Source organism: Limnohabitans sp. Jir61, assembly GCF_003063545.1.
In the GTDB taxonomy this organism is placed as follows: domain Bacteria; phylum Pseudomonadota; class Gammaproteobacteria; order Burkholderiales; family Burkholderiaceae_C; genus Limnohabitans.
The window spans coordinates 262,614-287,469 of the sequence record NZ_NESD01000003.1 but is presented as its reverse complement, the minus strand read 5'-3'; the positions used below and the strand labels follow the sequence as shown (position 1 = coordinate 287,469).

The window sequence follows — 24,856 nt, the reverse complement described above, 5'->3', positions numbered from 1 at the left end:
CTGGCGGCGAATCAATGCAAAGCGGCTTCTTCGGAAGCCGCTTTTGTTTGACAAGCCCACTATGATTCACCCCATTGAACTTATTCTGAAAGCACACACATGACCACCAACTTCATCAGCACACTGATTCGTTATGCATTGCGCACCGTGATTGGCTTGGTGTTGACCGTGGTTATCGCCCTCGGTTTGTATTTGCTGTTCTCCTACCATTTCACCTACTCCAAGGGTGAGAGCGTGGGCTTCGTGCAAAAGCTCTCCTACAAAGGTTGGATCTGTAAAACTTGGGAAGGCGAACAAATTCGTGCATTGGCCACGCTGCCCGCGATTCCTGAAAAATTTGCGTTCACCGTGCGTGACGATGCGGTAGCTGACCAAATCAACAAAAACATTGGTCAAAAAGTAGTGATCGAATATGAGCAGCACAAAGGCTTACCCACTTGCTTTGGCGAGACGGAATACTTCATCAGCAAGGTCACGCCCGCACCTGGCGAATAAGGCGCTGGTTTAAGGCACTGGTGTTCGCGTGGGCAACGGGTACACCAGTTGCTGCAAATGACGCACGTTTTTGTTCACCTGCACCCACCATTTGCTGAATGAGTCCATCGGCTTATCGATGTGACGAAACAAACGTGGCGCAGGACGAAGTTGCACATGGCTCTGAGACAAATCAGGCAAACACAAATGCACCACGGTTTGCACACTCTTTGCGCCAACTAAAGCCTGCAATACCTCTTCAGCTGAAGCAAACCAGCGATATGGCGTGAGAGCGGCCATGCGACCACCCACAAAGCTCCAACGCAACGCATTCCACGGATGCGTCTGTGCGTGCTCCGCAAACACAACCGCCACGCACACCACACCAGTGGGTAAATCAGTTGGCAAATTGGCTAATACCCACGGATGCACGATCCACACATGCTTGTCCAACACATCGGTAACCACAGGTTTTGTAAACCCCAATTCAGCTGGCGGCTCGGCAAACACTGCTGGCTCATCCCAAGCCAATTCGTTTTTATGCACCTGTGCCACCGTGGCTTGGCTGGTCGCCAAGATTTCCATCAGTTCGTAACTCACATCGATCGATGTGCCAGGGCTATGCCAAATTTCTGGCGCAAATTTTTCAACCGTCTCTGCGTTGAACAAATAAGGCTTGCCACTGCCTGTCGCAGCCACCCATTGCCAGCTCAGGTAATTGCTTGCGATATCACCGTCTAACAAATGGCTGTACATCCAATCGGCTGCCACGCGCCAATGCACTTTGCGCAAGTGCACGATGTAGCTTGCCAACCAAAGTCTCGCATGGTTGTGCAAGTACCCTGTGGTGTAAAGCATCCGAATGGCGTTATCGATCACGGGTACACGCGTACACGCATGACGCACGTCTTCAGGTAGTTCGGTGCTGTATTCCGAATCAGGCAACACACCTTCGCGCAAAGACTGCGCAATACCGTCACCCAAGTGGTGGTGCATGTGCTGGAAATATTCGCGCCAACCCAGTTCGTAAATGAGTTTGTGTTGTACACCTACACGGTACTGGTGATACATGGCACTGGCCACATCGGGCACGCTCAAAAAACCATGCGTGAGGTAAGGCGACAAATGCGTGACCGCACCATCCAAAGCATTGCGCGAGTGCGCATAGTCTTTGGGGCTGACATGGTCAAGCCGCAACTGAGCAGCTTCTAGCGTAGGTGGGAATTCGTACATAAGCTTTTCGTGATTGTGCCTTGTTCGCTTCGCTACACTTTGAGGCATGCCTAATCCCCTTTCGGCTCCTATTGATACGTGTGCCTGCCCTTTGTGCGGCCAACCGAATCAGTGCTCCATGGAAGTCGCCAAAACAACCGGGCAACCCATTGCCAAGTGCTGGTGTTTGAACGTGTCGTTCTCGCCTGAGTTACTCGCCCAAATACCCGTCGCCGCGCAAAACAAAGCTTGTATTTGCCAAGCCTGCGCCACGAAAGAAGCCAATGGCTGAACGCGGCTCATTGGCTGACCTTCAAAGTCGCTACGGCACACGCCACCGTTGGCTGATGCTGACCACGGTGATGATCGGCTCCATGGCTGCCATCATGTCGTCCACCATCATGAACGTGGGCATTCCCGACATGAGCATGCAGTTTGGCATTGGTCAAGAATTGGCTCAGTGGGTGAGCTCTAGCTTCATGGTGGCCATGACAGTGTCCATGCTCACCACGCCTTGGCTGTTGGCACGCTTTGGCTATCGCACCACCTACTTGGGCTGCATGCTGGTGCTGCTCTCGGCAGGCATTGCAGGCGGGCTATCCACCGACTACAACCTTGTGCTGGCTGCACGCGTGATTGAAGGCTTGGCCGCTGGTGTGGTGCAACCTATTCCCGCCATCATCATCTTGCGTGCGTTTGACACCTCAGAACAAGGCCGTGCCAACAGCTTCTTTGGCATGGGCGTGGTGTTGGCACCCGCGCTTGGGCCCAGTATCGGCGGCTTGCTGGTGGACTGGATGAGTTGGCGAGCGTTGTTCTTCATGGTCGTGCCGTTCTGCACAATTTCCATTTGGATGGCTATGCGATACGTCCCCACCACCGCACCTGGTGGCGTGAGTGCCAACCACGGCAAGCCCTCGCTTGACTTAGCTGGTCTCGCACTCGCCACAGTTGGCACGCTGTGCTTGCTCAATGGCTTGGTGATGCTGCACAGCGGCAATGTCATGGGCTCTCTGACCTTGATCGGCGCCGCCATCTTGTGCACGGTGGGCTTTGTGGTGTGGCAACGTATGCAAATGCAAAACGATGGCAAGCCTTTGATGAACTTGGCATTGTTCACCCATCGCCCATTTGCCATGGGCACCACTGTGGCATTCATCTACGGCATTGCGATGTTTGGCTCCACGTATTTGCTACCGTTGTATTTGCAGCTTGGGCTGGGTTTGTCACCTAGCTATGTAGGCACTTTGCTATTGCCATCTGGCTTGTTGTTGGCGTTCACGATTGCCATTGTGGGCCGCTACTCCAGCACCCACCCCACCCACTTGATGGTGAGCTTTGGCTTGTTGTTGTTGGCACTTTCATTTGCACTCATGGTCACCGTGAATTTGCAAACGGGTTTGTGGGTGCTTGTGGCCTTTGCCATTTTGGGGCGCATCGGACTGGGCTTTATCTTGCCCTCACTCAACATCGGCGCCATGCGCGGCATGGATGGCAGTTTGATTCCGCAAGGCGCCAGCGTGATCAACTTTTTGCGTATGCTCGGCGGCGCTGCAGGCGTGAGCCTGTGTGGCATCTTGCTAGAGTGGCGATTGGCTGTACATGGTGATTCGTTACAAAACACGAACACCTCGGCATCACGCTTGGCAGCGTTTGACGAGGTATTCTTGATGCTCGCTTTTGTTTGTATGCTGGCACTGTTGGCGGCTTGGCGCATTCGTCAGCCTCATCCACACAGCCATTGATTTTTTAAAACACCATGTGTCAACTGCTCGGCCTTAACTGCAAAAACCCAACGGATGCTACGTTTAGCTTCAGCGGATTTGCGCAACGCGCAGGGGTTACCGACCATCATGCTGATGGCTGGGGAATTGCGTTCTTTGAAGGCTCTGAACAAGACCGTGGATTGCGCCACTTCATTGACCATTTACCCGCCAGCACCTCACCCGTGGCCGAGTTGATTCGCAAGTACCCGATCAAAAGCCGTAATGTCATTTCGCACATCCGCAAGGCCACACAAGGCGTGGTGGCGCTAGAGAACTGCCATCCCTTTGTGCGTGAACTGTGGGGGCGTTACTGGGTGTTTGCGCACAACGGGAACCTTGAAAACTATGCGCCCCGCTTGCACGGCAACTTCAAACCCGTAGGTCACACCGACAGCGAGCAAGCGTTTTGTTGGTTGATGCAAGAGATGGCCAAGTCACATGCGAGCGTGCCATCGATTGATGAGCTCACGCTCACCTTGAAAGAGCTGGTACCGCAAATTGCCAAACACGGCACGTTCAACTTCTTGCTGTCGAATGGCCAAGCGTTGTGGGCGCATGCGTCAACCCATCTTTGCTACATCGAGCGCAAGCATCCGTTTTCAAGTGCCACGTTGAGTGACCAAGACATGAGCATTAACTTTGCGGAGCACGCATCGCCCGATGACCGTGTGGCTGTGGTTGTCACTGCGCCGCTGACGACCAATGAGGTTTGGACACCGTTTGCGCCGGGGGAGTTGAAGGTGTTTGTAGATGGGCAACTAAGGGCCTGATGCTTTTGACCTTCGCGTAAGGAGTCACCTCTCTTGCCCGCCACGCATCAGCCAGCATTCGCCGTGGCTTACACCGCTTTGCGGTGAATGGCGCCACACCGAACGCTGACTGCTGTGTGACTGGGTTACTTTTTTGCTGCGGCCTCAAGCGCGTCGACAAACATTGCAGCCACATCGAAGCCGGTCTGGTCAAAAATTTCTTGGAAGCACGTAGGGCTGGTCACATTCACCTCGGTGAGGCAGTCCCCAATTACATCCAAACCGACCAACAACAAACCGCGTTTGGCAAGGATGGGGCCAAGGGCTTCGGCAATTTGTTGATCACGTGCAGAGATGGGTTGTGCCACGCCTTTGCCGCCGGCAGCCAAATTGCCGCGCACTTCGCCGCCTTGCGGGATACGCGCTAAACAATAAGGCACGACCTTGCCGCCGATGACGAGTACGCGCTTGTCGCCTTTGTCAATCGCAGGAATGAACTTTTGTACCATCACGGTTTGTGCACCGTCACGGTTGAGGGTTTCGGTGATTGCGCCCAAATTCAGGCCATCGTCCTTCACACGAAAGATGCCCATGCCACCCATGCCGTCGAGTGGCTTCAAGATGATGTCGCGATGCTGTGCATGGAATGCGCGAATGGCATCGGCGCTGCGCGTGACCAGCGTGGGACTGATGAATTGGGCGAACTCCAGAATGGCTAATTTTTCTGGATGATCGCGTAAAGCAGTTGGCTTGTTGAACACCTTCGCGCCTTCGCGTTCAGCTTGCTCTAGCAAGTGCGTGGCGTAAAAGTATTCGCTATCAAAGGGCGGGTCTTTTCGCATGACGATGGCGTCTGCGCTTTTGAGTGCGTAATGCTCGTCCACACTTTGCACTGCAAACCAATCTTTAGCATCACCCGTCAAGTGCACTTGCTGCACGCGTGCCGACACCTGCTGGCCGCTTTGCCACACGATGTCTTGCGGTTCGCAGGCCAACACTTGGTGGCCACGACGCTGCGCCTCACGCATCATCGCAAACGTGGTGTCCTTGTAAATCTTGAAGGACGACAGCGGGTCTGCGACGAAGAGGATGTGCATGAGTTTTAGATTTCGATTTTGCTGCCCAGCTCCACCACGGAGTTGCTAGGCAAGTTCAAGAAGTCGGCAGCAGAACTGGCGTTAAGGTGCATTTGCGCAAACAGTTTTTCACGCCATTGCGCCATGCCGTTGCCGATCGTGGGCACGATGCTGTCGCGAGACAAGAAGTAGCTGGTGGTCATGGGGTTGATTTCACAGCCCATGCCGTGCAGATGCGTCAATGCGCCCGGCACATCGGGATCGTCTTTAAAACCATAGTGAATCACCACTTGCCAGCACTCATTGCCCAAGGGCGTGATTTCCAAACGGTCTTTGTCTGCAATCCATGGCACTTCATGGTTGTGCACATTCACAAACAAGTTTTGTGCGTGGAGCACTTTGTTGTGCTTCAAATTGTGTAGGAACGCGTTAGGCACGGCGCCCATGCCTGAGGTCAAGAACACGGCTGTGCCATCCACGCGCGTTGGGGGCGATGAAAACACGGCGCCCAAGAAGCTTGGCAAGTCCAATGCATCTTCGCGACGCTTTTCTGCAAGCAACGCACGACCATCGCGCCAAGTGAGCATGAGCATCATGATGAACGAAGCAATCAACAGTGGGAACCAACCACCTTCGAGCAATTTCATCAAGTTAGATGCCCAGAATGCAAAGTCCACTGAGAAGAAGAAGCCGGTTGCGAGCAACGACCACCAGAAAGAATATTTCCAACCGTAGTGAATCACGAAGAACGTGAGCACCGTCGTGATCAACATGTCCGTACACACGGCAATACCGTAGGCAGCAGCCAAATTGCTAGACGACTTGAACATCACCACAGCCAACACAATGACGGCAAACAAGCCCCAGTTCACGAACGGGATATAGATTTGACCTGTGTCTTTCACGCTGGTATGCAGGACTTGCAATCGCGGCAAGAAGCCCATTTGCACCACTTGCTTGGTCACGCTGAAAGCGCCTGAAATCAGTGCTTGAGAAGCAATCACCGTCGCCGCAGTGGCCAACACAACCAAAGGTACCAGCAGCCAATCAGGCGCCATGTTGAAGAAGGGGTTTGTCACAGCACTGGGGTCGCTAAGCAGTAACGCGCCCTGCCCAAAGTAATTGAGCGTGAGCGATGGCATGACCACCATGAACCACGCAATGCGGATGGGCTTCTTACCAAAATGGCCCATGTCGGCGTACAAAGCTTCGCCACCGGTCACGCACAAGACAACGGCACCCAAAATCAGAAAGGTAATGGCGGGTTCATTGACCATGAACATCACCGCGTAATGCGGACTAATGGCCCACATGATTTCTGGATGTGCAGCAATGTGATACACACCCAAAGCAGCGATGGCTGCAAACCACACCACGGTGATGGGGCCAAAGAACTTGCCAATGCCACTGGTGCCGCGCTTTTGCACAACAAAAAGGCCAAACAAAATCACAATCGTGAGTGGGATCACATACTTGGTGAAAGCAGGTGACACAACCTCTAAACCTTCCACCGCAGAGAGCACAGAAATCGCTGGCGTGATGACGCCATCACCATAAAACAAACACGTGCCGAAGATGCCCACGATCAACATGCGCTGACGCAACACAGGTCGGTCTTTGACGGCCATGGAGGCCAAGGCCAACATCGCGACCAAACCACCTTCGCCGTTGTTATCGGCGCGCAGCACCAAAGCCACGTACTTGATAGACACGATCACGGTCAATGTCCAGAAGAAGATAGACAAGATGCCGTAGATGTTGTTGGGCGTGAACTGCACATGGCCAGAGCCAAACACTTCTTTCATCGCATACAGCACACTTGTGCCGATGTCGCCGTATACGACGCCAATGGCGCCTAAGGTGAGCGCCGCGAGCGACGACTTGCCGTGTTGTTCCATCATTTACCTCAGTCGTAATTCTCTGCTTCGGGGTCTGTGGCCTCGAGTTCATAACTCGCAGCCAGCATGGCCAAACGGCCAATGACGCCATACATGTAAAAGCGGTTGGGGGCGCTAGCGCCGGGTTTCATGCCTGGCTGTGGCGTGTGTGCACTTTGCTCGAAAGCCAAAGGCACAAAGCTGGCGCCGGGCGCGTTCAAGTTTTCGTCCACGCCACGGTCGGCATGCACGCGGTAGAAGCCGCCCACCACATAGCGGTCCATCATGTAGACCACGGGTTCGGCCACTGCATCGTTCAAGCGTTCATGCGTGAGCACGCCTTCTTGAATGATGACTTGATTCACTTCTTGACCGTCTTTGACCACGCTCATTTTGTTGCGCGTCTTGCGGTTGACCACATCGAGGTCTTTGACATCGCGCACGGTCATGATGCCCATGCCATACGTGCCGTTGTCGGCCTTGACGATGACGAAAGGTTTTTCGTTGATGCCGTACTCTTTGTATTTGCGTTTGATCTTGGTGAGCAAGGCGTCCACATTGGTCTTCAAACACTCCATGCCTGTGCCTTCAGCGAAGTTCACTTCACCGCACTGGTTGAACATGGGGTTGATCAGCCAAGGGTCGATGCCCAGCAGCTTGCCAAAACGCTTGGCCACTTCTTCATAGCACTCAAAGTGTTTGCTCTTGCGACGCACGCTCCAACCGGCATGCAGCGGTGGCAGCAGATGCTGCTCGTGCAAGTCTTCCAAGATGCCGGGGATGCCTGCGCTCAAATCGTTGTTGAGCAAGATGGTGCAAGGGTCAAAGTCTTTCAGACCCAAACGATGCTTGCCGCGAATCACCGGCTCAAGCGTGACGCTGTCACCATTGGGCAAGTCGATGGTGGTGTTTTCTTTGATCTCTGGGTTGATCGAGCCCACGCGCACATTCAAACCCGCCATGTGGAAGATGCGCTGCAGCTGCGCCACGTTCGACAAGTAAAAGGTGTTGCGTGTGTGGTTCTCAGGAATCAACAACAGGTTGCGCGCTTCGGGACAAATCTTCTCAATCGCGGCCATCGCGGCTTGCACCGCGAGTGGCAACATCTCGGGCGTGAGGTTGTTCCAGCCGCCTGGGTAGAGGTTGGTATCGACCGGCGCGAGCTTGAAGCCTGCATTGCGGATATCAACCGAGGTATAGAACGGGGGCGTGTGCTCCATCCACTCCAAACGAAACCAGCGCTCGATGGCGGGCATGGAATCGAGGATGCGTTGCTCAAGCTCGTTGATGGGGCCGTTGAGGGCGGTGATGAGGTGAGGGACCATGGTGTCTCAAAAAGTTGTGGGCCATTTTAGGACCTATGAGCCACGCATTTTCTAGAGGCACCACCCTCTAAAAAGTGTGGTTTAAACGCGAATTTCGCCTTGGCCCAGCACCACATATTTCAGTGACGTGAGGCCTTCGATGCCCACGGGGCCACGCGCATGGAATTTGTCGGTGGAAATGCCTATTTCGGCACCCAAACCGTATTCAAAACCATCTGCAAAGCGGGTGCTGGCATTGACCATCACGCTGGATGAATCTACCTCGCGCATGAACCGCTGGGCATGCATGTGGTCGCGGGTGAGGATGGATTCGGTGTGGTGACTCGAATAATGGTTGATGTGGGCAATCGCCGCATCCAATCCGTCCACCACTTTGACACTGATGATGGGGCCGAGGTATTCCTCAAACCAATCTTGCTCGGTCGCGTCTTTGAGGTTGGCACCTTTGACTTGCGTGAGGATGGCTTTGGCCACTGGACAGCAACGCATCTCTACGCCTTTGGCGGCATAGATCGCGCCAATCTTTGGCAAAAATTCTGCGGCCACGCCGCGAGCTACCAACAAGCTTTCGCTGGCGTTGCATGGGGTGTACTTTTGCGTCTTTGCGTTGTCGGCCACGGTGACGGCCATGTCGATGTCGCAAGGGTCATCCACATAGGTGTGGCAGTTGCCATCCAAATGTTTGATGACGGGCACTTTGGCGTCGCGGCTGATGCGCTCGATCAAACCCTTGCCGCCGCGCGGAATGATGACATCCACAAACTCGGGCATGGCAATGAGGTGGCCCACGGCTTCACGGTCAGTGGTTTGCACAAGCTGTACCGCATCGGTGGGCAAACCACTTTCGTTTAATGCTTGTTGCACCAACTTGGCCAAGGCTTTGTTGGAGTTAATCGCTTCTGAGCCGCCACGCAGGATGCAGGCGTTGCCGCTCTTGATGGACAAAGACGCGGCTTCGATCGTCACGTTGGGGCGGCTTTCGAAAATCATGCCGAATACGCCTAGGGGCACACGCATTTGACCCACGCGAATGCCGCTGGGTTGCTGCTTCATGCCAATGATTTCACCAATCACATCGGGCATCGTCGCGAGTTGCTCGCATCCCTCGGCGCAGGTTTGTAACACTTTGGGTGTGAGCTTTAAGCGATCCACCATCGGGGCATCCAAACCAGCAGCGATGGCACGCTCAATGTCTTTGGCATTGTCGATTTGCAAGGCATCGATGTTCTCGCGCAGCAGTGCAGCGAGCTTGCGCAGCGCGGTACTTTTGACTGCCGCCGAAGCTTTGGCCATTTGCGCAGACGCAGCTTTGGCTTGCGCGCCCAGCGCGTGCATGTGATCGGCAACGTTGAGAGTCGTCATGTGTATTTTCCTAATTAAGCGTTGCGCGGCATACAAGCGCGGCACAAACGCATGGCCAAACGGTGCAGGGCCTGCCAGTTGTCGGCAGGCCATTCTGGCGTTTTCAAACCTTTGACAATGCCGTCGACCTGATGGGCCGACTGCAACAATTTTTCAAGCATGCCCACACTCAAGCGTGGTAGCACGCGTTCAAACAAACGCTCGCGCGGGCCCCAAATGCGCTGTTCGCGCAATGCCATGGGCAAAGCTTTGCCGGAAGCCACAGCGTCTTTGACGCGCTTCAAGGCGCGGATTTCTTCGGCCAGTGTGTAATGCACCAACACCTCTGCTTCGCCTTCGGCTTTCAAACCATCAAGCATGCGCTGCACGCGTAGAGGCTGGCCACTGAGGACAGCCTCTGAGAGTTTGAACACGTCATAACGCGCCACGTTCAACACGGCACGCTCCACTTGCTCAAAGCTCAGCTCGCCTTCTGGATACAAAAGCGCGAGCTTTTGAATTTCTTGGTGTGCAGCGAGCAAGTTACCTTCCACACGCTCGGCGAAAAACTGCAAGGTGTGCTGACCCGCTTCGCCAGCGGCCACGCGTTGTTGCTGTGCACCCAAACGTTGCGCAATCCATGTGGGCAGTGCATGACGTTCAATCGGGTCAATCTGTACGCTGATGCCATTGTTCTCTAGGGCGCAGAACCATGCTGAGCTTTTTGTTGCTTTGTCTAAGCGAGGCAACAGCACGACTGTGAGTGTGCTGTCGTTGCCAACCGCTAACTCTGCAATTTGCTGCAAGGCGGTGCTGCCCTCTTTGCCAGGCTTACCTGAGGGAATGCGAATTTCAATCAGCTGCTTGTCGGCAAACAAGCTCATCGAACCACCCGCGGCTAGCACCTCACCCCAATCGAAATGAGCACCTGCCACGGTGTACACACTCCGCTCGGTATAGCCTTGGGCGCGTGCGGTGTTACGCAACGCGTCTAACGCCTCTTGCTGCAAAAGCGGCTCATCGCCATGGAAGGTGTAAAGGCTGCGCAGACCCTTGCTCGCCTGTGCTTGCAAATGGTTGGCAAATTGAGCGCTAGCGACTTGCATTTAGATCTGGCGAATCGCGGCCAAGCGGCGTTGAATTTGCAACACCAAGTCGTTTTCCATATCTTTGTAGAGCAAACCCTCTTCCGACTCTTTGGAAAGCGCACCAGTTTCGTTGAAGTTGATGTCTCGATTTAAAGTAATTTCAGTATCTGGAATCAACTCAATTCCGCTTTTAGACCGCACACGAAAACGATAACGCAGCCGTAATTGGTATTCGCGAATAGCGCCTGTCGAGGTACGGCCCACAATGATTTTTTCACGCAGCTCAAACAGCTGGTCAAAAATGACTTCGGCTCGCTCAATTTGACGCGGATCGGTGATGACTTCCACTTGGCCCGAAGATTCCAAGCTGCGTTTTAGCTTAATGCCAAACGGGGACACGATCGGAATACTACTGAACAACGTGCTGAACGCGTAGCGCGGAGGCTTACGCAGCTCGAAACCACACCCTACCAGCCCTGCAACAAGGGCAGTGGACATCAACCAGGCGCGGCGTGTGCTTTGCATATCAACCTTTAAACAACGATGTTGACCAAGCGGCCAGGCACAACGATGACCTTCTTAGGCGCAGCACCATTGGCTTGCTTGATGAAGGCTTCCGTGGCCAAAGCCGCTTGCTCAATTTGTTCTTTGCTCGCGGTGGCGCTGACCAAAACAGAACCACGCAGCTTGCCGTTGATTTGGAGCATCAGCTCCAACTCATCTCGCTGCAAAGCGCTCTCGTCCACTTCAGGCCACGCAGTATCGAGCAAGCCGCCCAAGCGTGCTGCGTAGCCCAGCTCAGCCCACAAGTTGGCCGTGATGTGTGGGCACGCGGGGTAGAGCATGCGCAGCAAAACAGACACGCCTTCGCACAGCACAGCGTTATCGCCATCGCTGCCATCGGCCTTGAAATCTTCCAAGGCATTGAGCAACTTCATGCAGCCCGACACCACGGTGTTGTATTGCATGCGGTCGTAGTCGTAGCTGACTTGCTTCAAAACCACGTGCATTTCGCGGCGCAAATCGGCAGCCTCTTTGCGTGGCTTGGCGGCGCTCAAATTGCCAGCGGTGGCGGCTTTGAGGGTGGCTTCGTGCTTGTGCGCGAAGTTCCACACGCGGCGCAAGAAGCGATAGCTGCCTTCCACCGCCGCATCGTTCCACTCCAGCGTGGCTTCGGGCGGTGCAGTGAACATGGTGTACAGACGCGCGGTATCTGCGCCGTAGCGCTCGATCAAGTCTTGCGGATCCACACCGTTATTCTTCGACTTCGACATGGTGCCCACGCCTTCGTAGTCGATGGCGGTGCCCACAGGCAGTTTGCCGTCGCTGCTGTCGGCTTCGTTCTTGAGCTTAGCGCCCACCACTTTGCCTGCATCGTCGAGCACGTGTTCGACATCGTGTGGCCAGAAATAATCTTTGCCACCTTTGGCGGTGCGGCGTGAGTAGATGTGATTGAGCACCATGCCCTGTGTGAGCAACTTGGTGAACGGCTCGTCCACTTTGACCAAACCCATGTCACGCATGACTTTGGTCCAGAAGCGCGCGTAAAGCAAGTGCAGGATGGCATGCTCAATGCCGCCAATGTATTGGTCCATCGGCGCCCAGTACTGCGCGCCCTCGGCCACCATCGCATTGATGTTGGTTGGGTCGCAATAGCGCATGAAGTACCACGACGAGTCCACAAAGGTGTCCATCGTGTCGGTCTCGCGGCGTGCAGGCTTGCCGCACACGGGGCAGGTCACACCCGCATGGAAACCTTCGTGCTTGTGCAAGGGGTTACCAGAGCCATCGGGGATGCAGTCTTGCGGCAGCACCACGGGCAAATCTTTTTCGGGCACTGGCACCGCGCCGTGTTCGTCGCAGTGAATGATTGGGATCGGCGTGCCCCAGTAGCGCTGACGGCTAATACCCCAGTCGCGCAAACGCCATGTAGTTTTCTTCTCACCTAAGCCTTTGGCAGCGAGCAACTCGGCTACTTTATTGACAGCAGCTTTTTGGCTCAGAGCATCGAGCTCGCCAGAGTTGATGCACGCACAGCTTTGCTTATCGCCGTACCACTCTTGCCATTCTTTGTCGTTGAACGCTTGGTCTTTGACCGACACCACTTGCTTGATCGGCAAGTCGTATTTCAAAGCAAACGCAAAGTCACGCTCGTCGTGCGCAGGCACGCCCATGACCGCGCCATCGCCGTAAGACATGAGCACGTAGTTGCCCACCCAAACTTCGACCTTCGCGCCGGTCAGTGGGTGCGTGACGAACAAGCCCGTGGGCATGCCCTTTTTCTCTTGCGTGGCCAACTCAGCTTCGGTCGTACCGCCGCTTTTGCATTCTTCGAGGAAGGCAGCCATGGCAGGGTTGGTCGCCGCTGCATGCAGCGCCAGAGGATGCTCGGCAGCCACTGCACAGAATGTGACGCCCATGATGGTGTCGGCGCGTGTGGTGAACACATACATCTTGCCGTCGCCAATCAAAGCGCCGTCTGCACCAGCAATGTCGTGGGTGAACGCAAAGCGCACGCCCTCAGATTTGCCGATCCAGTTTTCTTGCATCAAGCGCACTTTGTCAGGCCAGCCGTTCAACGTGGCTTTGTCGTTGCCCATTTGTACATGCTCAAGCAACTCTTGTGCGTAGCTGGTGATGTCGAGGTAGTAGCCAGGGATCTCACGCTTCTCAACCGGTGCGCCTGTGCGCCAGCCTTTGCCGTCAATCACTTGCTCGTTGGCCAACACGGTTTGGTCGACTGGGTCCCAGTTCACCACTTGGGTCTTGCGGTAGGCAATGCCTTTTTCAAGCATCTTCAAGAACAACCATTGGTTCCACTTGTAGTAGGTCGAGTCACAGGTGGCCACTTCGCGTGACCAGTCAATGGCCAAGCCCATCGCCTGCATTTGCTTCTTCATGTAGGCGATGTTTTCGTAAGTCCACTTCGCAGGTGGCACACCGTTTTTCAATGCTGCGTTTTCGGCGGGCAAACCAAAGGCATCCCAGCCCATGGGCATCAACACGTTGTAGCCCTTCATGCGCAGGTTGCGCGTGAGCATGTCGTTGATGGTGTAGTTGCGCACGTGGCCCATGTGCAGCTTGCCGCTGGGGTAAGGCAGCATGGAGCAGGCATAGAACTTTTTCTTGGACGCGTCTTCGGTCACGCGGTAAGCGTCGGCTTGGGTCCAAGCGGCCTGAACGGCACGTTCGACCTCGGTGTGGTTGTATTTGTCTTGCATGGAATCAGTCAGAGAACCCCGTCTTGTGCGGGGAGCAGCGCCTTAAACAGCCAAGGCGCATCAAACCTAGATTTTAGGCTGGGTTGGGAGTAGATCAGGGTTTGGCTGAGGGCTGTTTGCGCTCGGTCACAAAGCCAATGCGGTTCATGCCGGCTTGCTGGGCTAGGCCCATGACTTCGACCACTTTACCGTAAGGCACGCGCTCGTCGGCACGCAGCTGGACTTCGGGCAATTCGCCATGGTCCATGGCCAACGCCTTGGAGGCTTGGGCATTCAGGCTGCGTTTGAGGTCTTCTAGCGAGGTGGCTTTGTCGTCCAAATACACCACGCCTTTGGCGTCGATGCTGAGTTTGACAAAGCGCGGCGGCGCGCTGCTGGCCTGTGCGCCTTCGGTTTTGGGCAAATCCAGCTTCAAAGCGCTGACCATCAAAGGCGCGGTGATGATGAAGATGACCAACAACACCATCATCACGTCGACCAATGGGGTGACGTTGATGTCGCTCATGGGCGTTTGGCCCGGCGTGCGCTCAAAACGTCCAAAAGCCATCAGAGCTCTCGCAGGTCGTGGGCAAAGCCTTCCAGCTCTTGCTCCAGGCGGTTGATCACGCGGCCCATCACGTTAAACGCCAACACGGCTGGCAAGGCCACAGCCAAGCCCGCAGCTGTCATGACCAAGGCCTCGCCCACAGGGCCAGCGACACGTTCGATCGTGAGCTGACCTGCGGTGGCAATGCCAGTCAATGCGTGATAAATACCCCACACGGTACCGAGCAAACCCACAAACGGCGCGGTGGAACCCACCGTGGCCAACAACACTTGGCCCGATTGCAAACGGTGCAGCACCACGTGCAAAGCATCACGCAATACGCGAGTTCGCTGGGCTGACACATCACCTTGCGCACCCAAGGTGCCGGGCATCAGTTGTTGGTTAGCTTGGGCCAGAGGCAGCAAAACAGCCGTGCGCTCAACAGCAACTAGCGCCTGAATACCCTGCTGCACATCACGCGCCTGCCAAAAGGCAGCTTTACCTTGCGCCACACCAGTGCTCACGCGATGCAGCAACCACGCTTTGTAAAAAATCACCGTCCAGCTGGCCACCGACATAACAAGCAAGCCAAAGGCCAATGTTGCGCTCAGCGCGTCACCTTGCAAAGCTGCAGCGAAGAAGTCCATAAAAATTAGCGCAGGTTCAACACGTCAAACATGTCGAACAAACCGTTTTTCTTGCTTGCCAAAAAGCTGGCGGCACGCAAGCTGCCTTGCGCATAAGTGGCGCGGCTAGATGACTTATGCGTAATTTCGATGCGCTCGCCAATGCCCGCGAACAAGACAGTGTGGTCACCCACAATATCGCCACCACGGATGGTGGAGAACCCAATTGTCGATGGGTCACGTTCGCCAGTGTGGCCATAGCGCTCATACACGGCGCAGTCTTTGAGGTCGCGGCCAATGGCGTCGGCAATGACTTCGCCCATTTTCAAGGCGGTACCCGAAGGCGCATCGACCTTATGGCGGTGGTGCGCTTCGATGATTTCGATGTCATAGCCTGTGGGCATGGCTTGCGCAGCCATTTGCAACAGCTTCAAGGTCACGTTCACACCCACGCTCATGTTGGGGGCCATGACGATGGCGATGTCTTTGGCGGCTTCGGCGATTTCTGCTTTTTGCTCGTCCGTAAAACCCGTCGTGCCAATGACAAGCTTCACGCCCAACTCGCGGCAAATTTTCAAGTGAGCCAGCGTACCTTCAGGGCGGGTGAAATCAATCAGCACTTGGCTGTTTTGCAAGCCTTTGCGCACATCAGCCTCGATGCTCACGCCGCTGGCTTGCCCCAAAAAGCCGGTGGCATCGTTGCCAATGCCGGGGCTAGACGGCACGTCCAACGCACCGGCCAATAGGCAAGTGGGATCGTTGCGAACGGCTTCGATCAGCATGTGACCCATGCGGCCACTGGCGCCAGCAATAGCAACTTTCAAAATATCAGGAGATTGAGCCATGGTGTTTCGGCGCTTTCAAAAATCAACGAACCGCTTCGAGCGGTGGGTATGTAACAGGGCCAGCAGGTGCCGCTGGCTGAACTGCGCCTGCCGCTGAGGCAGGTTTGGCGGGGAATTTTGCCAAGTCCGCCTCAGTCGCCTTGAGTTCTGGCAATTTAGCGGGTGGGCGGCGGCTATCTAAGCGCGCAGCGAACTCTGCCTCTGTTGGAAGTGGGTCACCTTCCACACGATCGAGCATGTCATTTTTAAAAAACACACTAAAGCGTCGTTGCTGTGGTTCTGACCCTTGGCGACGAATGGTGAACGCGTAATCCCAACGATCAGCATGAAACAAACTGGTGACCAAGGGCGTTCCCAAGATGTCACGCACAGCTTGGCGTGGCATGCCCACGCGAAGCGCTTGAACTTGTTCACGCGACACAAAGTTGCCTTGCACGACTTCTGGGCGATAAATCAAACCAGAACAGGCACTGAGCCCCAAGCAAGCAGCCAAGCCCGCAGACACAAGGCCATGGCGCTGAAGACGGGAGGTTGGGAAAGCGTTTCGACAGAATTCAAACATGATGTGAAAGGCCGAATGAGGCGCTAGGGCGTATAACAAGATCATTCTAACGGCGCAGCTAGATGCGCCGTTAACGGGTAACGTTATTTGCCGGACATGGCACGTTGATGGCGTGCAATAAATTCTTGATAAGTATCCACGCCACGCAACTGCAAAATCGAGTTACGCACCGCAGCTTCCACCAACACCGCAATGTTGCGACCAGCCACCACTTGGATCACCACCTTACGCACGGGCACACCCAACACATCTTGCGTGAGTGGCTCGTGGGGCAAGCGCTCGTAGTCACGCTCTAACGTCTCTTTGCGTACGAGGTGCACGATGAGCTTCAAACGCATCTTGCGACGCACCGCGGTTTCACCAAAGATGGCTCGGATATCGAGCAATCCAATGCCACGCACTTCGAGCAAGTTTTGCAGCAACTCAGGGCAGCGCCCTTCAATGGTGGTTTGGTTGATACGGTACAAATCCACCGCATCATCGGCCACCAAGCCATTGCCACGAGAAATCAGCTCCAAGCCCAGCTCGCTTTTACCCAAGCCGGACTCGCCGGTGATCATCACGCCCAAGCCCAAAATATCCATGAACACACCGTGCATGGTGGTGCGGTCGGCGAAGTGCTTGGAAAGATAGGCACGCAATAAATCGATGACAAATGCCGCTGATTCATTGGTGGCAAATAAGGGAATTTGTGCGCGCTCACACATCGAAATCAAAGCCTCTGAAGGCTGCTGGCCATCTGCCAACACCAACATAGGCGGCTCTAACGTGACGATACGTGCGATGCGACGGGCGCTGTCTTCAGGTGATGCTTTGCTGACGTAGTTGGCTTCGCGTTCACCTAGCACCTGCACGCGATAAGGGTGGATGTAATTAAGGTAGCCCACCAAGTCAGCACCAGAACGGGCGCTGCGTACAGCCACCTCGTCAAAGTGACGCTCTGAAGCGCCTAGACCCGCAATCCATTCCCAACGCAGTCGCGTGCGAAATGCTTCAAACAGCACATCCGCGCTGATGACGGAAGGCCTCACGGTTGCACCGAATTCCAGGTAGAGATGATGCGGTGGAGTTCCAATGCATCATCACAGGTTTTGATTTTTTCTCGCAAACCAGTATCACTGAGGAGTTCTGCAATCTCAGACAAGATCTCGAGGTGCTTTTGCGTGGACGCTTCTGGCACCAACAAAAAGATCAGCAAGCTCACAGGCTGCTCGTCTGGGGCATCAAAACCGATGGCTTTGTCCAATTGGAATACAGCCGCCATCGGGGCCTTCAAGCCTTTGATGCGACCATGAGGAATCGCCACGCCATGGCCCAAACCTGTTGAGCCCAAACGCTCACGCGCAAACAAGCTCTCGGCCACCAAGGCGCGATTAAGGCCGTGAAGGCCTTCAAACAACAAGCCCGCTTCTTCAAAAGCGCGCTTTTTGCTGGTGACCTCAACACGCACAAGAACTTGTGCGGAAGGAAGAATGGAAGCTAGGCGATTCATGGTTGAGCGCAGATTATGCACTCACAAAATAACAGAGTCTAAAACGACAAAACCGCCTTAATGCGGCGGTTTTGATAAGTTTACAAAGATCACATCAAGCGTTTTGGACTCTCGTGATGGTGATTTTGCAAACGGTCCTTGTGTTTAACCACCTGTCGGTCAAGTTTGTCAACCAAATCATCCACCGCGGCATACATGTCTTCATGCGCGCTTTCTGCAAACATGTCGTTGCCCTTCACGTGGATATTGCATTCAGCTTTTTGACGACGCTCTTTCTCGGTTTGGTTCTCAATGCTTAACAGCACCTTCACGTCCACCACTTGATCGAAATGTCGGGTAATGCGGTCTAACTTCCCTTCTACATAAGTGCGCAAGGCGGGAGTTACTTCAAGATGGTGACCACTGATCGTCAAGTTCATAAAAACCTCCATTGGTGAGTTAGCGCTTTCACTATGCCCCCAGCCTTGGGAAAAGGCAATGGGTAGAACTCAAAAACCGTTCAAAAACACCCTACGGAAAACCCCTAGATAGCCCCACTACGGTGCCATAATCTGATCCACATCAACAGCGGAGCCATCTCCTTGGAAACCTACCCTAGTCGGTAGCTTTCGGATCGCATCAGGCCCTTTAAGCGCCGCGCGAGTTCGAAAGCTGCATTTTTTACCCTTCGAATTTCTGCGCTCCACACGCAAGGACTGCCATGCTCAATATCTTCACGCTGGCCAACGGTCGTCTCTTCCAAGAAGAGATCGAGTCGCTGGAAGAACTCTCTAAATTCCGTCCCATCTGGGTTGACCTCGAAGCGCCCACGCTTGAGGAAAAACGCTGGATCAAACAGTACTACGGCCTCTCCATCCCTGAAGACGCGATGGACGAGGACATCGAAGAATCCGCCCGTTTTTACGAAGAAGACAACGGTGAACTCCACATCCGTAGCGACTTTTTGATTGCCGACGAAGACGAGCCCCGTACCGTGCGTGTGGCGTTCATCTTGAACCAAAACAACGCTTCGCTGCGCAGCCGTGGCGTTTTGTTTTCGATCCACGATGAAGACGTCCCTGTGTTCCGCCTGCTGCGAATGCGTGCGCGTCGTGCGCCTGGCTTGATTGAAGACGACAAAGACGTGTTGCTCAAATTGTTTGATGCAGACGCCGAATACTCAGCCGACACGCTAGAAGGCATTTACGACCAGCTGGAAAAAGCAGGCAAGCTGGTGCTGTCGGAAGACGTGACCGACGTGCTGGCCGGTGAAGTGCTGGGCGCAATTGCCCGCCAGGAAGACTTGAACGGCCGCATCCGCCGCAACGTCATGGACACCCGCCGCGCTGTGAGCTTCATGATGCGCTCGCGCATGCTCAACGCCGACCAGTTTGAAGAAGCCCGCCAAATCTTGCGCGACATTGAATCGCTCGACAACCACACGGCCTTCTTATTCGACAAGATCAACTTCTTGATGGACGCGACCGTGGGTTTCATCAACATCAACCAGAACAAGATCATCAAGATCTTCTCGGTGGCCAGCGTTGCCTTGCTGCCACCAACCTTGATCGCCAGCATCTATGGCATGAACTTCCAGTTCATGCCCGAACTAGACAAGACTTGGGGCTACCCCTACGCACTAGCTTTGATGATTGCTAGCGCCTTGGTCCCCATGTGGTATTTCCGCAAGCGCGGCTGGCTCAAGTAATCAGATGGGCAAGGCAACCAGCAGGCGGTTAAGTACCGCCACGCTGTAACGGCTGGCAATGCTTTGAATGAAACGCGGAAAGTCCACATGCGCCGCGTCATCGGCGCGGTCTGAAATGGTGCGCACTGCAGCCAAGGGCACGCCGTAGTCGTGGCAGACCTGCGCCATCGCGGCACATTCCATCTCTACCGCCAACGCATCGGGCAGCTCACGCTGCAAGGCTTGACTTTCCAGGTTTTGCGACACAAAGCGATCCCCGCTGGCGATCAAGCCTTGGTGCACTTGCGAATTAGCTAAATCTAAATTGAGCCACTCCGATTGGGGCAATGCAGTCAACATGTCTTTCAAGGCCAAAGGTGCAACGATAGCCAAGACATCACTCAGCGCAGAATCTGCAAGAAAGCGCGTCATGCCCGTCAAAGGCACTTCGTGACGCGGAAACAAAGGCGAGGCATCCATGTCATGCTGAATGAACTCACGCGCCACCACCACATCGCCCACATTCACGTGCGGCGCTAAGCCACCTGCCACGCCTGTGAACACGATGCGGCTCACACCAAAATGTTCAATCAAAGCGGTGGTCGTGGTGGCGGCAGCGACCTTGCCGATTCGCGAGAGCACCGCCACCACCTCGTGGCCATGCCAATGCCCCACCCAAAACTCGCGGCCTGCGACCACTGTTTTTTGTTCATCGGGCATCCGTGCCAGCACAGCCGCCAGCTCTTCGTGCATGGCGCTGACTAACGCAATGCGGCTCATGCTGGTTTTTGGTCCCGCAGCTCTCGACGCAGCACTTTGCCCACAGGGGTTTTAGGCAGCTCGTCTCGGAACTCCACCACGCGTGGGCGCTTGTAGCCCGTTAGGTTGTGGCGGCAGTGTTCCATCACTTGTTCTTCTGTCAGGCTTTCATCCTTCTTGACGATCACCAATTTGACGGCTTCGCCAGAATGCTCGTCCGCAATGCCAATCACCGCGCACTCCAACACGCCAGGCATCCCTGCAACAACCTCTTCCACCTCGTTGGGGTATACGTTGAAGCCACTGACCAAGATCATGTCTTTTTTGCGATCCACGATTCGAAAGAAACCGCGCTCGTCCATCACACCCACATCGCCCGATTTGAAAAAGCCATCAACAGTCATCACGCGTGCTGTCTCATCCGGGCGTTGCCAGTAGCCGGCCATCACCTGAGGGCCGCGTATGGCAATTTCACCCGGTTGACCAATGGGCACTTCGCTTCCGTCGTCGTCGATGATCTTCATTTCCGTACTGGGCAATGGCAAACCGATCGAGCCATTGAAGGCTTTGCTCGTCACTGGATTACTGCTAGCGCCAGGGCTGGTTTCCGACAAACCATAAGCTTCGCAAATGGGGCAGCCTGTTTTCTCCAGCCACAACTTGGCCACAGGGCCTTGTACAGCAGTGCCGCCGCCGAGCGATAGCACCAAGTTCGACCAATCCACTTTGGCAAAGTCTGGATGGTTAGCCAATGCGTTGAATAAGGTGTTCACCGCCGGGAAGATGTGGAAGCGATGCTTGGCCAACTCTTTGCAAACAGCTGGGATATCGCGTGGATTAGGAATCAGCACCGAACAACCACCCATACGCATGCATGACATCAAGTTCAAGTTGAAAGCAAAGATGTGATACAGCGGCAATGGACAAATAAAGATCGGCTGCTCATGTCCAGGAATGCGCGTGAGAGCAGGCTCGCACCACGCAGCCGCTTGCAGCATGTTCGCTATCAAATTGCGATGCAACAACTCTGCGCCTTTGGCCACACCCGTTGTTCCGCCTGTGTACTGCAGCACGGCTAAATCATCACCATGAATTTCTGGCAAGGTAAGCGTACAACGTTCGCCTTGGGTCAACGTGTCGTTGAAGCGCACGGCCGTTGGCAGCGCAAATGAGGGCACCATTTTTTTAACTTTGCGAACCACATGGTTCACCAGCGTACCTTTGAGCCAGCCCAAGCGGTCGCCCATTGCACACAGCACGATGTGTTTGACAGGCGTACGCTCCAAACACTCTTGCAAGGTAGCGCCAAAATTCTCAAGAATCACAATGGCTTTCGCATCCGCATCTTTGAGCTGTGCCTCAAGCTCGCGTGGGGTGTAAAGCGGGTTGATATTGACCACAACAAAGCCAGCACGTAGAACCGCCGCAACGGCAATGGGGTACTGCAACACATTAGGCAACATGATGGCCACGCGGTCACCAAACACTAGCCCCAAACTTTGCAAATAGGCGGCAAAAACTTGACTGAGACGGTCTAGCTCTTTGTAACTCAGGCCTTTACCTAAAAAGCTAAATGCAGTGCGTTCGCCATATTGACGAAAGCTTTCTTGCATCAAGTCGACGATCGAGCTGTAGGCATGCGCATCGATTTCCGCAGGCACGCCGTCAGGGTAGGAGCTAAGCCAAGGCTTTTGTGTAGAGTTCATGCAATTGCCTTTTGCTGTTTTTTGAGCAGGAAACGCATCACGCGGTGCACCTTTTTTATGTAACTATCGCTGTCAGAGTGATGCAAGGTTACACGACTTTGCCCCTGTTAATGAGGCGTAAAAACCCGAAAGATAATCACCAAATGAATAAACGTTGGAAGCCCAGTGTCACCGTCGCCGCCATCATCGAGCGCGACGGTCGTTACATGTTGATTGAAGAGCACACGCCCGAAGGCTTGCGCCTCAACAACCCCGCTGGCCACCTAGACCCAGGCGAGTCCCCCAAAGACGGCTGCGCGCGCGAAGCACTGGAAGAAACCACGCACACGTTTAAGCCCACGGAGCTTGTGGGCATCTATATCTCGCGCTTGCAGCGCCCCGCGCGTGAAGGCCGCGCCGCAGAAGACGTGACCTACTTTCGCCTCGCGTTTTGCGGCGAGTTGGGAGAACAAGTACCAGGAGCCAAGCTGGACAAAGGCATCGTGCGTACCTTGTGGATGACACCAGACGAAATTCGCGCCAATGTGGATCGCCTGCGCAGCCCGCTGGTGCTGCGCTGCATGGAAGACCACTTGGCTGGCCAACGCTTTCCACTGGACATGATCTACACCGACCCCAGTGTGCTGGCCCCCGCAAAGGGATAATTGCCGCATGGCAAATAACAAACGTGTGGTGGTGGGCTTGAGCGGCGGTGTGGACTCCGCCGTCAGCGCCTACCTGTTGAAGCAGCAAGGCTACGACGTCGTCGGCATCTTCATGAAAAACTGGGAAGACGATGACGACAGCGAATACTGTTCGTCCAACATCGACTTCGTCGACGCTGCCGCCGTGGCCGACGTGATTGGCATTGAGATTGAACACGTCAACTTTGCCGCCGAATACAAAGACCGCGTGTTTGCTGAGTTCTTGCGCGAATACCAAGGCGGCCGCACGCCCAACCCCGACATTTTGTGCAACGCTGAAATCAAGTTCAAAGCGTTCTTAGACCACGCCATGCGCCTAGGTGCAGAAAAAATTGCCACCGGTCACTACTGCCGCGTGCGCGAAGTGGACGGCGCGTTTCAACTGCTCAAAGGTTTGGACCCGAGCAAAGATCAAAGCTACTTTTTGCACCGCTTGAACCAAGCGCAATTGTCCAAAACCTTGTTCCCCGTTGGCGAGCTGCACAAAACCGAAGTGCGCCGCATTGCGGATGAAATAGGCTTGCCCAACGCCAAGAAAAAAGACTCCACTGGCATTTGCTTTATTGGCGAACGCCCTTTCCGCGAGTTCTTAAACCGCTACATCGCCAACGAACCCGGGCCCATCAAAGACGAACGCGGTCGAAAAATTGGCACGCATGTGGGTTTGAGTTTCTACACACTCGGGCAACGCCAAGGCCTAGGCATTGGTGGTCTCAAAGAAAAAGGCGCTCAACGTGGCGGCGGTGAACACCAGCCTTGGTTTGTGGCCCGCAAAGATATGGCGACCAACACCTTGTACGTGGTGCAAGGCCACGACCATCCTTGGTTGCTTTACGGCGCACTGCACGCCGACGACCTGAGCTGGTGCGCCCCGCATCAACCCGCGCCCGGCCGCTACGCCGCCAAAACCCGCTACCGCCAAGCCGATGCACCGTGCGAGCTGAGCTACAACGACGAAGGCGAGCTGGTGCTCGCCTTTGATGATCCTCAGTGGGCCGTCACGCCCGGCCAATCGGCTGTGTTGTATGACGGTGAGGTGTGTATGGGCGGCGGGGTTATTGCAAGCGCTGCAGCGCTGAACGCAACCCCTGCCTGAGTTGCCCGCGGCCTTGATGCCGCGTTGGCTTTATTTGATGACGGCGGCAGCAGGCGCTGCGGCTTCCACTTTCTTAGTGGCGTCAGCCTTAGCTGCGACTTTCTTTTCTTTCATCACTTTTTTAGCTTCGGCTTTAGCAGCTGGTGCAGCTTCTGCCTTAGCAGTTGCAGCGGCCACAGCAGGTGCGGCGGTTGCAGGTGTTGCCACTGGTGCAACCGGTGTGGTTGCGAACGCGGCAGCAGAGAAAGCACCAACGATCAAAGAGGCAATCAACTTGTTCATACAAAATTTCCTTTGAGGTTTTGAACAACTCCAACATCGGAGTGATCAAACAACGGGGGCTGATACACACCTGTTGACGTAAATATTTAATTATTTCGGTCAACGTTTTTGCATGCGTTTCGTTGTGCCGCTCTAACTAAAACGCCAAATTTGCCAATAGACTTCTCACATGTCTTCTCTTTTTCTCTTCTTCGCTTATGCCTAATTGGGGCGTCTTCGTTGCACGCGTGCTCAGCGCCATTGGCTCGTGGTTAGACGCGAGCAATTTGCGCAACCGCGTCTACAAGTTACAAGAAGAAAATGAAATCATGCGCGTCGCACTAGACGACATTCAACGCATGGATGCAGAGGGTCGCATTGGTTGGATTGCGCAAGAGACGCTAAGCAACGTCAAGAAATACTGACACACCGACATCGCACAGGCATAAAAAAACCGACTGGCTCGCGCCCGTCGGTTTTTTATTGCTTGCTAAGTTTGTAGCGA

General features: G+C 54.7%; 26 protein-coding genes. 8 read left to right on the top strand and 18 right to left on the bottom strand.

The annotated features are described in order from the left end of the window. Positions 1–99: 99 nt before the first annotated feature. Positions 100–495, top strand: a complete 396-nt coding sequence (locus B9Z35_RS11220; RefSeq protein WP_108283778.1) for a hypothetical protein — start codon at positions 100–102, stop codon at positions 493–495. Between the two features lie 9 nt (positions 496–504). Here B9Z35_RS11220 and B9Z35_RS11215 read toward each other — a convergent pair whose 3' ends face one another. Further along, the gene (locus B9Z35_RS11215) at positions 505–1,707 is read right to left on the bottom strand and encodes an FAD-binding domain-containing protein (protein WP_158268145.1); all 1,203 of its coding nucleotides are present in this window, start codon (positions 1,705–1,707) and stop codon (positions 505–507) included. A 46-nt stretch (positions 1,708–1,753) separates the two neighbouring features. On the opposite strand from B9Z35_RS11215, the gene B9Z35_RS11210 reads away from it, so the two are divergent. Genes B9Z35_RS11210 through B9Z35_RS11200 form a run of 3 tightly spaced genes read left to right on the top strand, consistent with a single transcriptional unit; the run spans position 1,754 to position 4,222 of the window. After that, positions 1,754–1,978 (top strand): cysteine-rich CWC family protein, encoded by a 225-nt coding sequence (locus B9Z35_RS11210; protein ID WP_108283776.1) that lies wholly within the window; start codon positions 1,754–1,756, stop codon positions 1,976–1,978. Beyond that, on the top strand, positions 1,971–3,431 hold the full coding sequence (locus tag B9Z35_RS11205; protein WP_108283775.1) for an MFS transporter: 1,461 nt from the start codon (positions 1,971–1,973) through the stop codon (positions 3,429–3,431). Before B9Z35_RS11210 ends, B9Z35_RS11205 begins: the two co-directional genes overlap by 8 nt. A gap of 14 nt (positions 3,432–3,445) precedes the next feature. Then, entirely contained in the window at positions 3,446–4,222 is a 777-nt protein-coding gene (locus B9Z35_RS11200) for a class II glutamine amidotransferase (protein ID WP_108283774.1), read from the top strand. A 125-nt stretch (positions 4,223–4,347) separates the two neighbouring features. Here B9Z35_RS11200 and gshB read toward each other — a convergent pair whose 3' ends face one another. The 14 genes from gshB to hpf all read right to left on the bottom strand — a co-directional run bounded on the left by gshB (position 4,348) and on the right by hpf (position 18,599). Beyond that, on the bottom strand, positions 4,348–5,298 hold the full coding sequence (gene gshB, locus B9Z35_RS11195; protein WP_108283773.1) for a glutathione synthase: 951 nt from the start codon (positions 5,296–5,298) through the stop codon (positions 4,348–4,350). 5 nt (positions 5,299–5,303) lie between these two features. Next, positions 5,304–7,178 carry a potassium transporter Kup gene (locus tag B9Z35_RS11190; protein ID WP_233246558.1) on the bottom strand — a complete coding sequence of 625 codons (1,875 nt, stop codon included), beginning with the start codon at positions 7,176–7,178 and terminating at the stop codon, positions 5,304–5,306. Between the two features lie 5 nt (positions 7,179–7,183). Continuing rightward, positions 7,184–8,479, bottom strand: coding sequence for a glutamate--cysteine ligase (gene gshA / locus B9Z35_RS11185; protein WP_108283771.1), 1,296 nt, complete (start codon positions 8,477–8,479; stop codon positions 7,184–7,186). 81 nt (positions 8,480–8,560) lie between these two features. After that, the gene (locus B9Z35_RS11180; RefSeq protein WP_108283770.1) at positions 8,561–9,841 is read right to left on the bottom strand and encodes a glutamate-5-semialdehyde dehydrogenase; all 1,281 of its coding nucleotides are present in this window, start codon (positions 9,839–9,841) and stop codon (positions 8,561–8,563) included. 14 nt (positions 9,842–9,855) lie between these two features. Further along, positions 9,856–10,926 (bottom strand): DNA polymerase III subunit delta, encoded by a 1,071-nt coding sequence (gene holA / locus B9Z35_RS11175; protein WP_108283769.1) that lies wholly within the window; start codon positions 10,924–10,926, stop codon positions 9,856–9,858. After that, the gene (lptE, locus tag B9Z35_RS11170; RefSeq protein ID WP_108283768.1) at positions 10,927–11,433 is read right to left on the bottom strand and encodes an LPS assembly lipoprotein LptE; all 507 of its coding nucleotides are present in this window, start codon (positions 11,431–11,433) and stop codon (positions 10,927–10,929) included. It abuts the gene before it with no gap. Between the two features lie 8 nt (positions 11,434–11,441). Further along, positions 11,442–14,129 (bottom strand): leucine--tRNA ligase, encoded by a 2,688-nt coding sequence (leuS, locus tag B9Z35_RS11165; RefSeq protein ID WP_108283767.1) that lies wholly within the window; start codon positions 14,127–14,129, stop codon positions 11,442–11,444. Positions 14,130–14,223: 94 nt separating this feature from the next. Then, positions 14,224–14,676, bottom strand: a complete 453-nt coding sequence (locus B9Z35_RS11160) for a biopolymer transporter ExbD (protein WP_108283766.1) — start codon at positions 14,674–14,676, stop codon at positions 14,224–14,226. Continuing rightward, positions 14,676–15,302 (bottom strand): MotA/TolQ/ExbB proton channel family protein, encoded by a 627-nt coding sequence (locus tag B9Z35_RS11155; protein ID WP_108283765.1) that lies wholly within the window; start codon positions 15,300–15,302, stop codon positions 14,676–14,678. Before B9Z35_RS11155 ends, B9Z35_RS11160 begins: the two co-directional genes overlap by 1 nt. A 5-nt stretch (positions 15,303–15,307) precedes the next feature. Further along, positions 15,308–16,126, bottom strand: a complete 819-nt coding sequence (gene dapB, locus B9Z35_RS11150) for a 4-hydroxy-tetrahydrodipicolinate reductase (RefSeq protein ID WP_108283764.1) — start codon at positions 16,124–16,126, stop codon at positions 15,308–15,310. A gap of 22 nt (positions 16,127–16,148) precedes the next feature. Further along, positions 16,149–16,631 carry an outer membrane protein assembly factor BamE gene (locus tag B9Z35_RS11145; RefSeq protein WP_233246557.1) on the bottom strand — a complete coding sequence of 161 codons (483 nt, stop codon included), beginning with the start codon at positions 16,629–16,631 and terminating at the stop codon, positions 16,149–16,151. Positions 16,632–16,771: 140 nt separating this feature from the next. After that, positions 16,772–17,719 (bottom strand): HPr(Ser) kinase/phosphatase, encoded by a 948-nt coding sequence (gene hprK / locus B9Z35_RS11140; RefSeq protein WP_108283763.1) that lies wholly within the window; start codon positions 17,717–17,719, stop codon positions 16,772–16,774. Continuing rightward, entirely contained in the window at positions 17,716–18,180 is a 465-nt protein-coding gene (locus tag B9Z35_RS11135; protein ID WP_108283762.1) for a PTS sugar transporter subunit IIA, read from the bottom strand. Before B9Z35_RS11135 ends, hprK begins: the two co-directional genes overlap by 4 nt. An 89-nt stretch (positions 18,181–18,269) precedes the next feature. Further along, the gene (gene hpf, locus B9Z35_RS11130; RefSeq protein ID WP_108283761.1) at positions 18,270–18,599 is read right to left on the bottom strand and encodes a ribosome hibernation-promoting factor, HPF/YfiA family; all 330 of its coding nucleotides are present in this window, start codon (positions 18,597–18,599) and stop codon (positions 18,270–18,272) included. A gap of 281 nt (positions 18,600–18,880) precedes the next feature. Here hpf and corA point away from each other — a divergent pair, with 281 nt between their 5' ends. Further along, positions 18,881–19,867, top strand: a complete 987-nt coding sequence (gene corA / locus B9Z35_RS11125; RefSeq protein ID WP_108283760.1) for a magnesium/cobalt transporter CorA — start codon at positions 18,881–18,883, stop codon at positions 19,865–19,867. On the opposite strand, the gene B9Z35_RS11120 is transcribed toward corA, so the two are convergent. Then, positions 19,868–20,626 (bottom strand): 5'-methylthioadenosine/adenosylhomocysteine nucleosidase, encoded by a 759-nt coding sequence (locus B9Z35_RS11120; protein WP_108283759.1) that lies wholly within the window; start codon positions 20,624–20,626, stop codon positions 19,868–19,870. Beyond that, positions 20,623–22,311 carry a long-chain-fatty-acid--CoA ligase gene (locus B9Z35_RS11115; RefSeq protein ID WP_108283758.1) on the bottom strand — a complete coding sequence of 563 codons (1,689 nt, stop codon included), beginning with the start codon at positions 22,309–22,311 and terminating at the stop codon, positions 20,623–20,625. Before B9Z35_RS11115 ends, B9Z35_RS11120 begins: the two co-directional genes overlap by 4 nt. Before the next feature lie 143 nt (positions 22,312–22,454). Between B9Z35_RS11115 and B9Z35_RS11110 the strand changes: the two genes are divergently transcribed. Together B9Z35_RS11110 and mnmA are read left to right on the top strand one after the other, a co-directional pair. After that, positions 22,455–22,955 (top strand): NUDIX hydrolase, encoded by a 501-nt coding sequence (locus B9Z35_RS11110; protein WP_108283839.1) that lies wholly within the window; start codon positions 22,455–22,457, stop codon positions 22,953–22,955. Between the two features lie 7 nt (positions 22,956–22,962). Beyond that, positions 22,963–24,090 (top strand): tRNA 2-thiouridine(34) synthase MnmA, encoded by a 1,128-nt coding sequence (mnmA, locus tag B9Z35_RS11105; protein ID WP_108283757.1) that lies wholly within the window; start codon positions 22,963–22,965, stop codon positions 24,088–24,090. A gap of 30 nt (positions 24,091–24,120) precedes the next feature. Here the strand turns inward: mnmA and B9Z35_RS11100 are convergent, their stop codons facing one another. Next, positions 24,121–24,372: a hypothetical protein gene (locus B9Z35_RS11100; protein WP_108283756.1), complete on the bottom strand. Its 252-nt coding sequence runs from the start codon at positions 24,370–24,372 to the stop codon at positions 24,121–24,123. A 197-nt stretch (positions 24,373–24,569) separates the two neighbouring features. Between B9Z35_RS11100 and B9Z35_RS11095 the strand changes: the two genes are divergently transcribed. Further along, on the top strand, positions 24,570–24,776 hold the full coding sequence (locus tag B9Z35_RS11095) for a hypothetical protein (protein ID WP_108283755.1): 207 nt from the start codon (positions 24,570–24,572) through the stop codon (positions 24,774–24,776). Positions 24,777–24,856 lie beyond the last annotated feature (80 nt).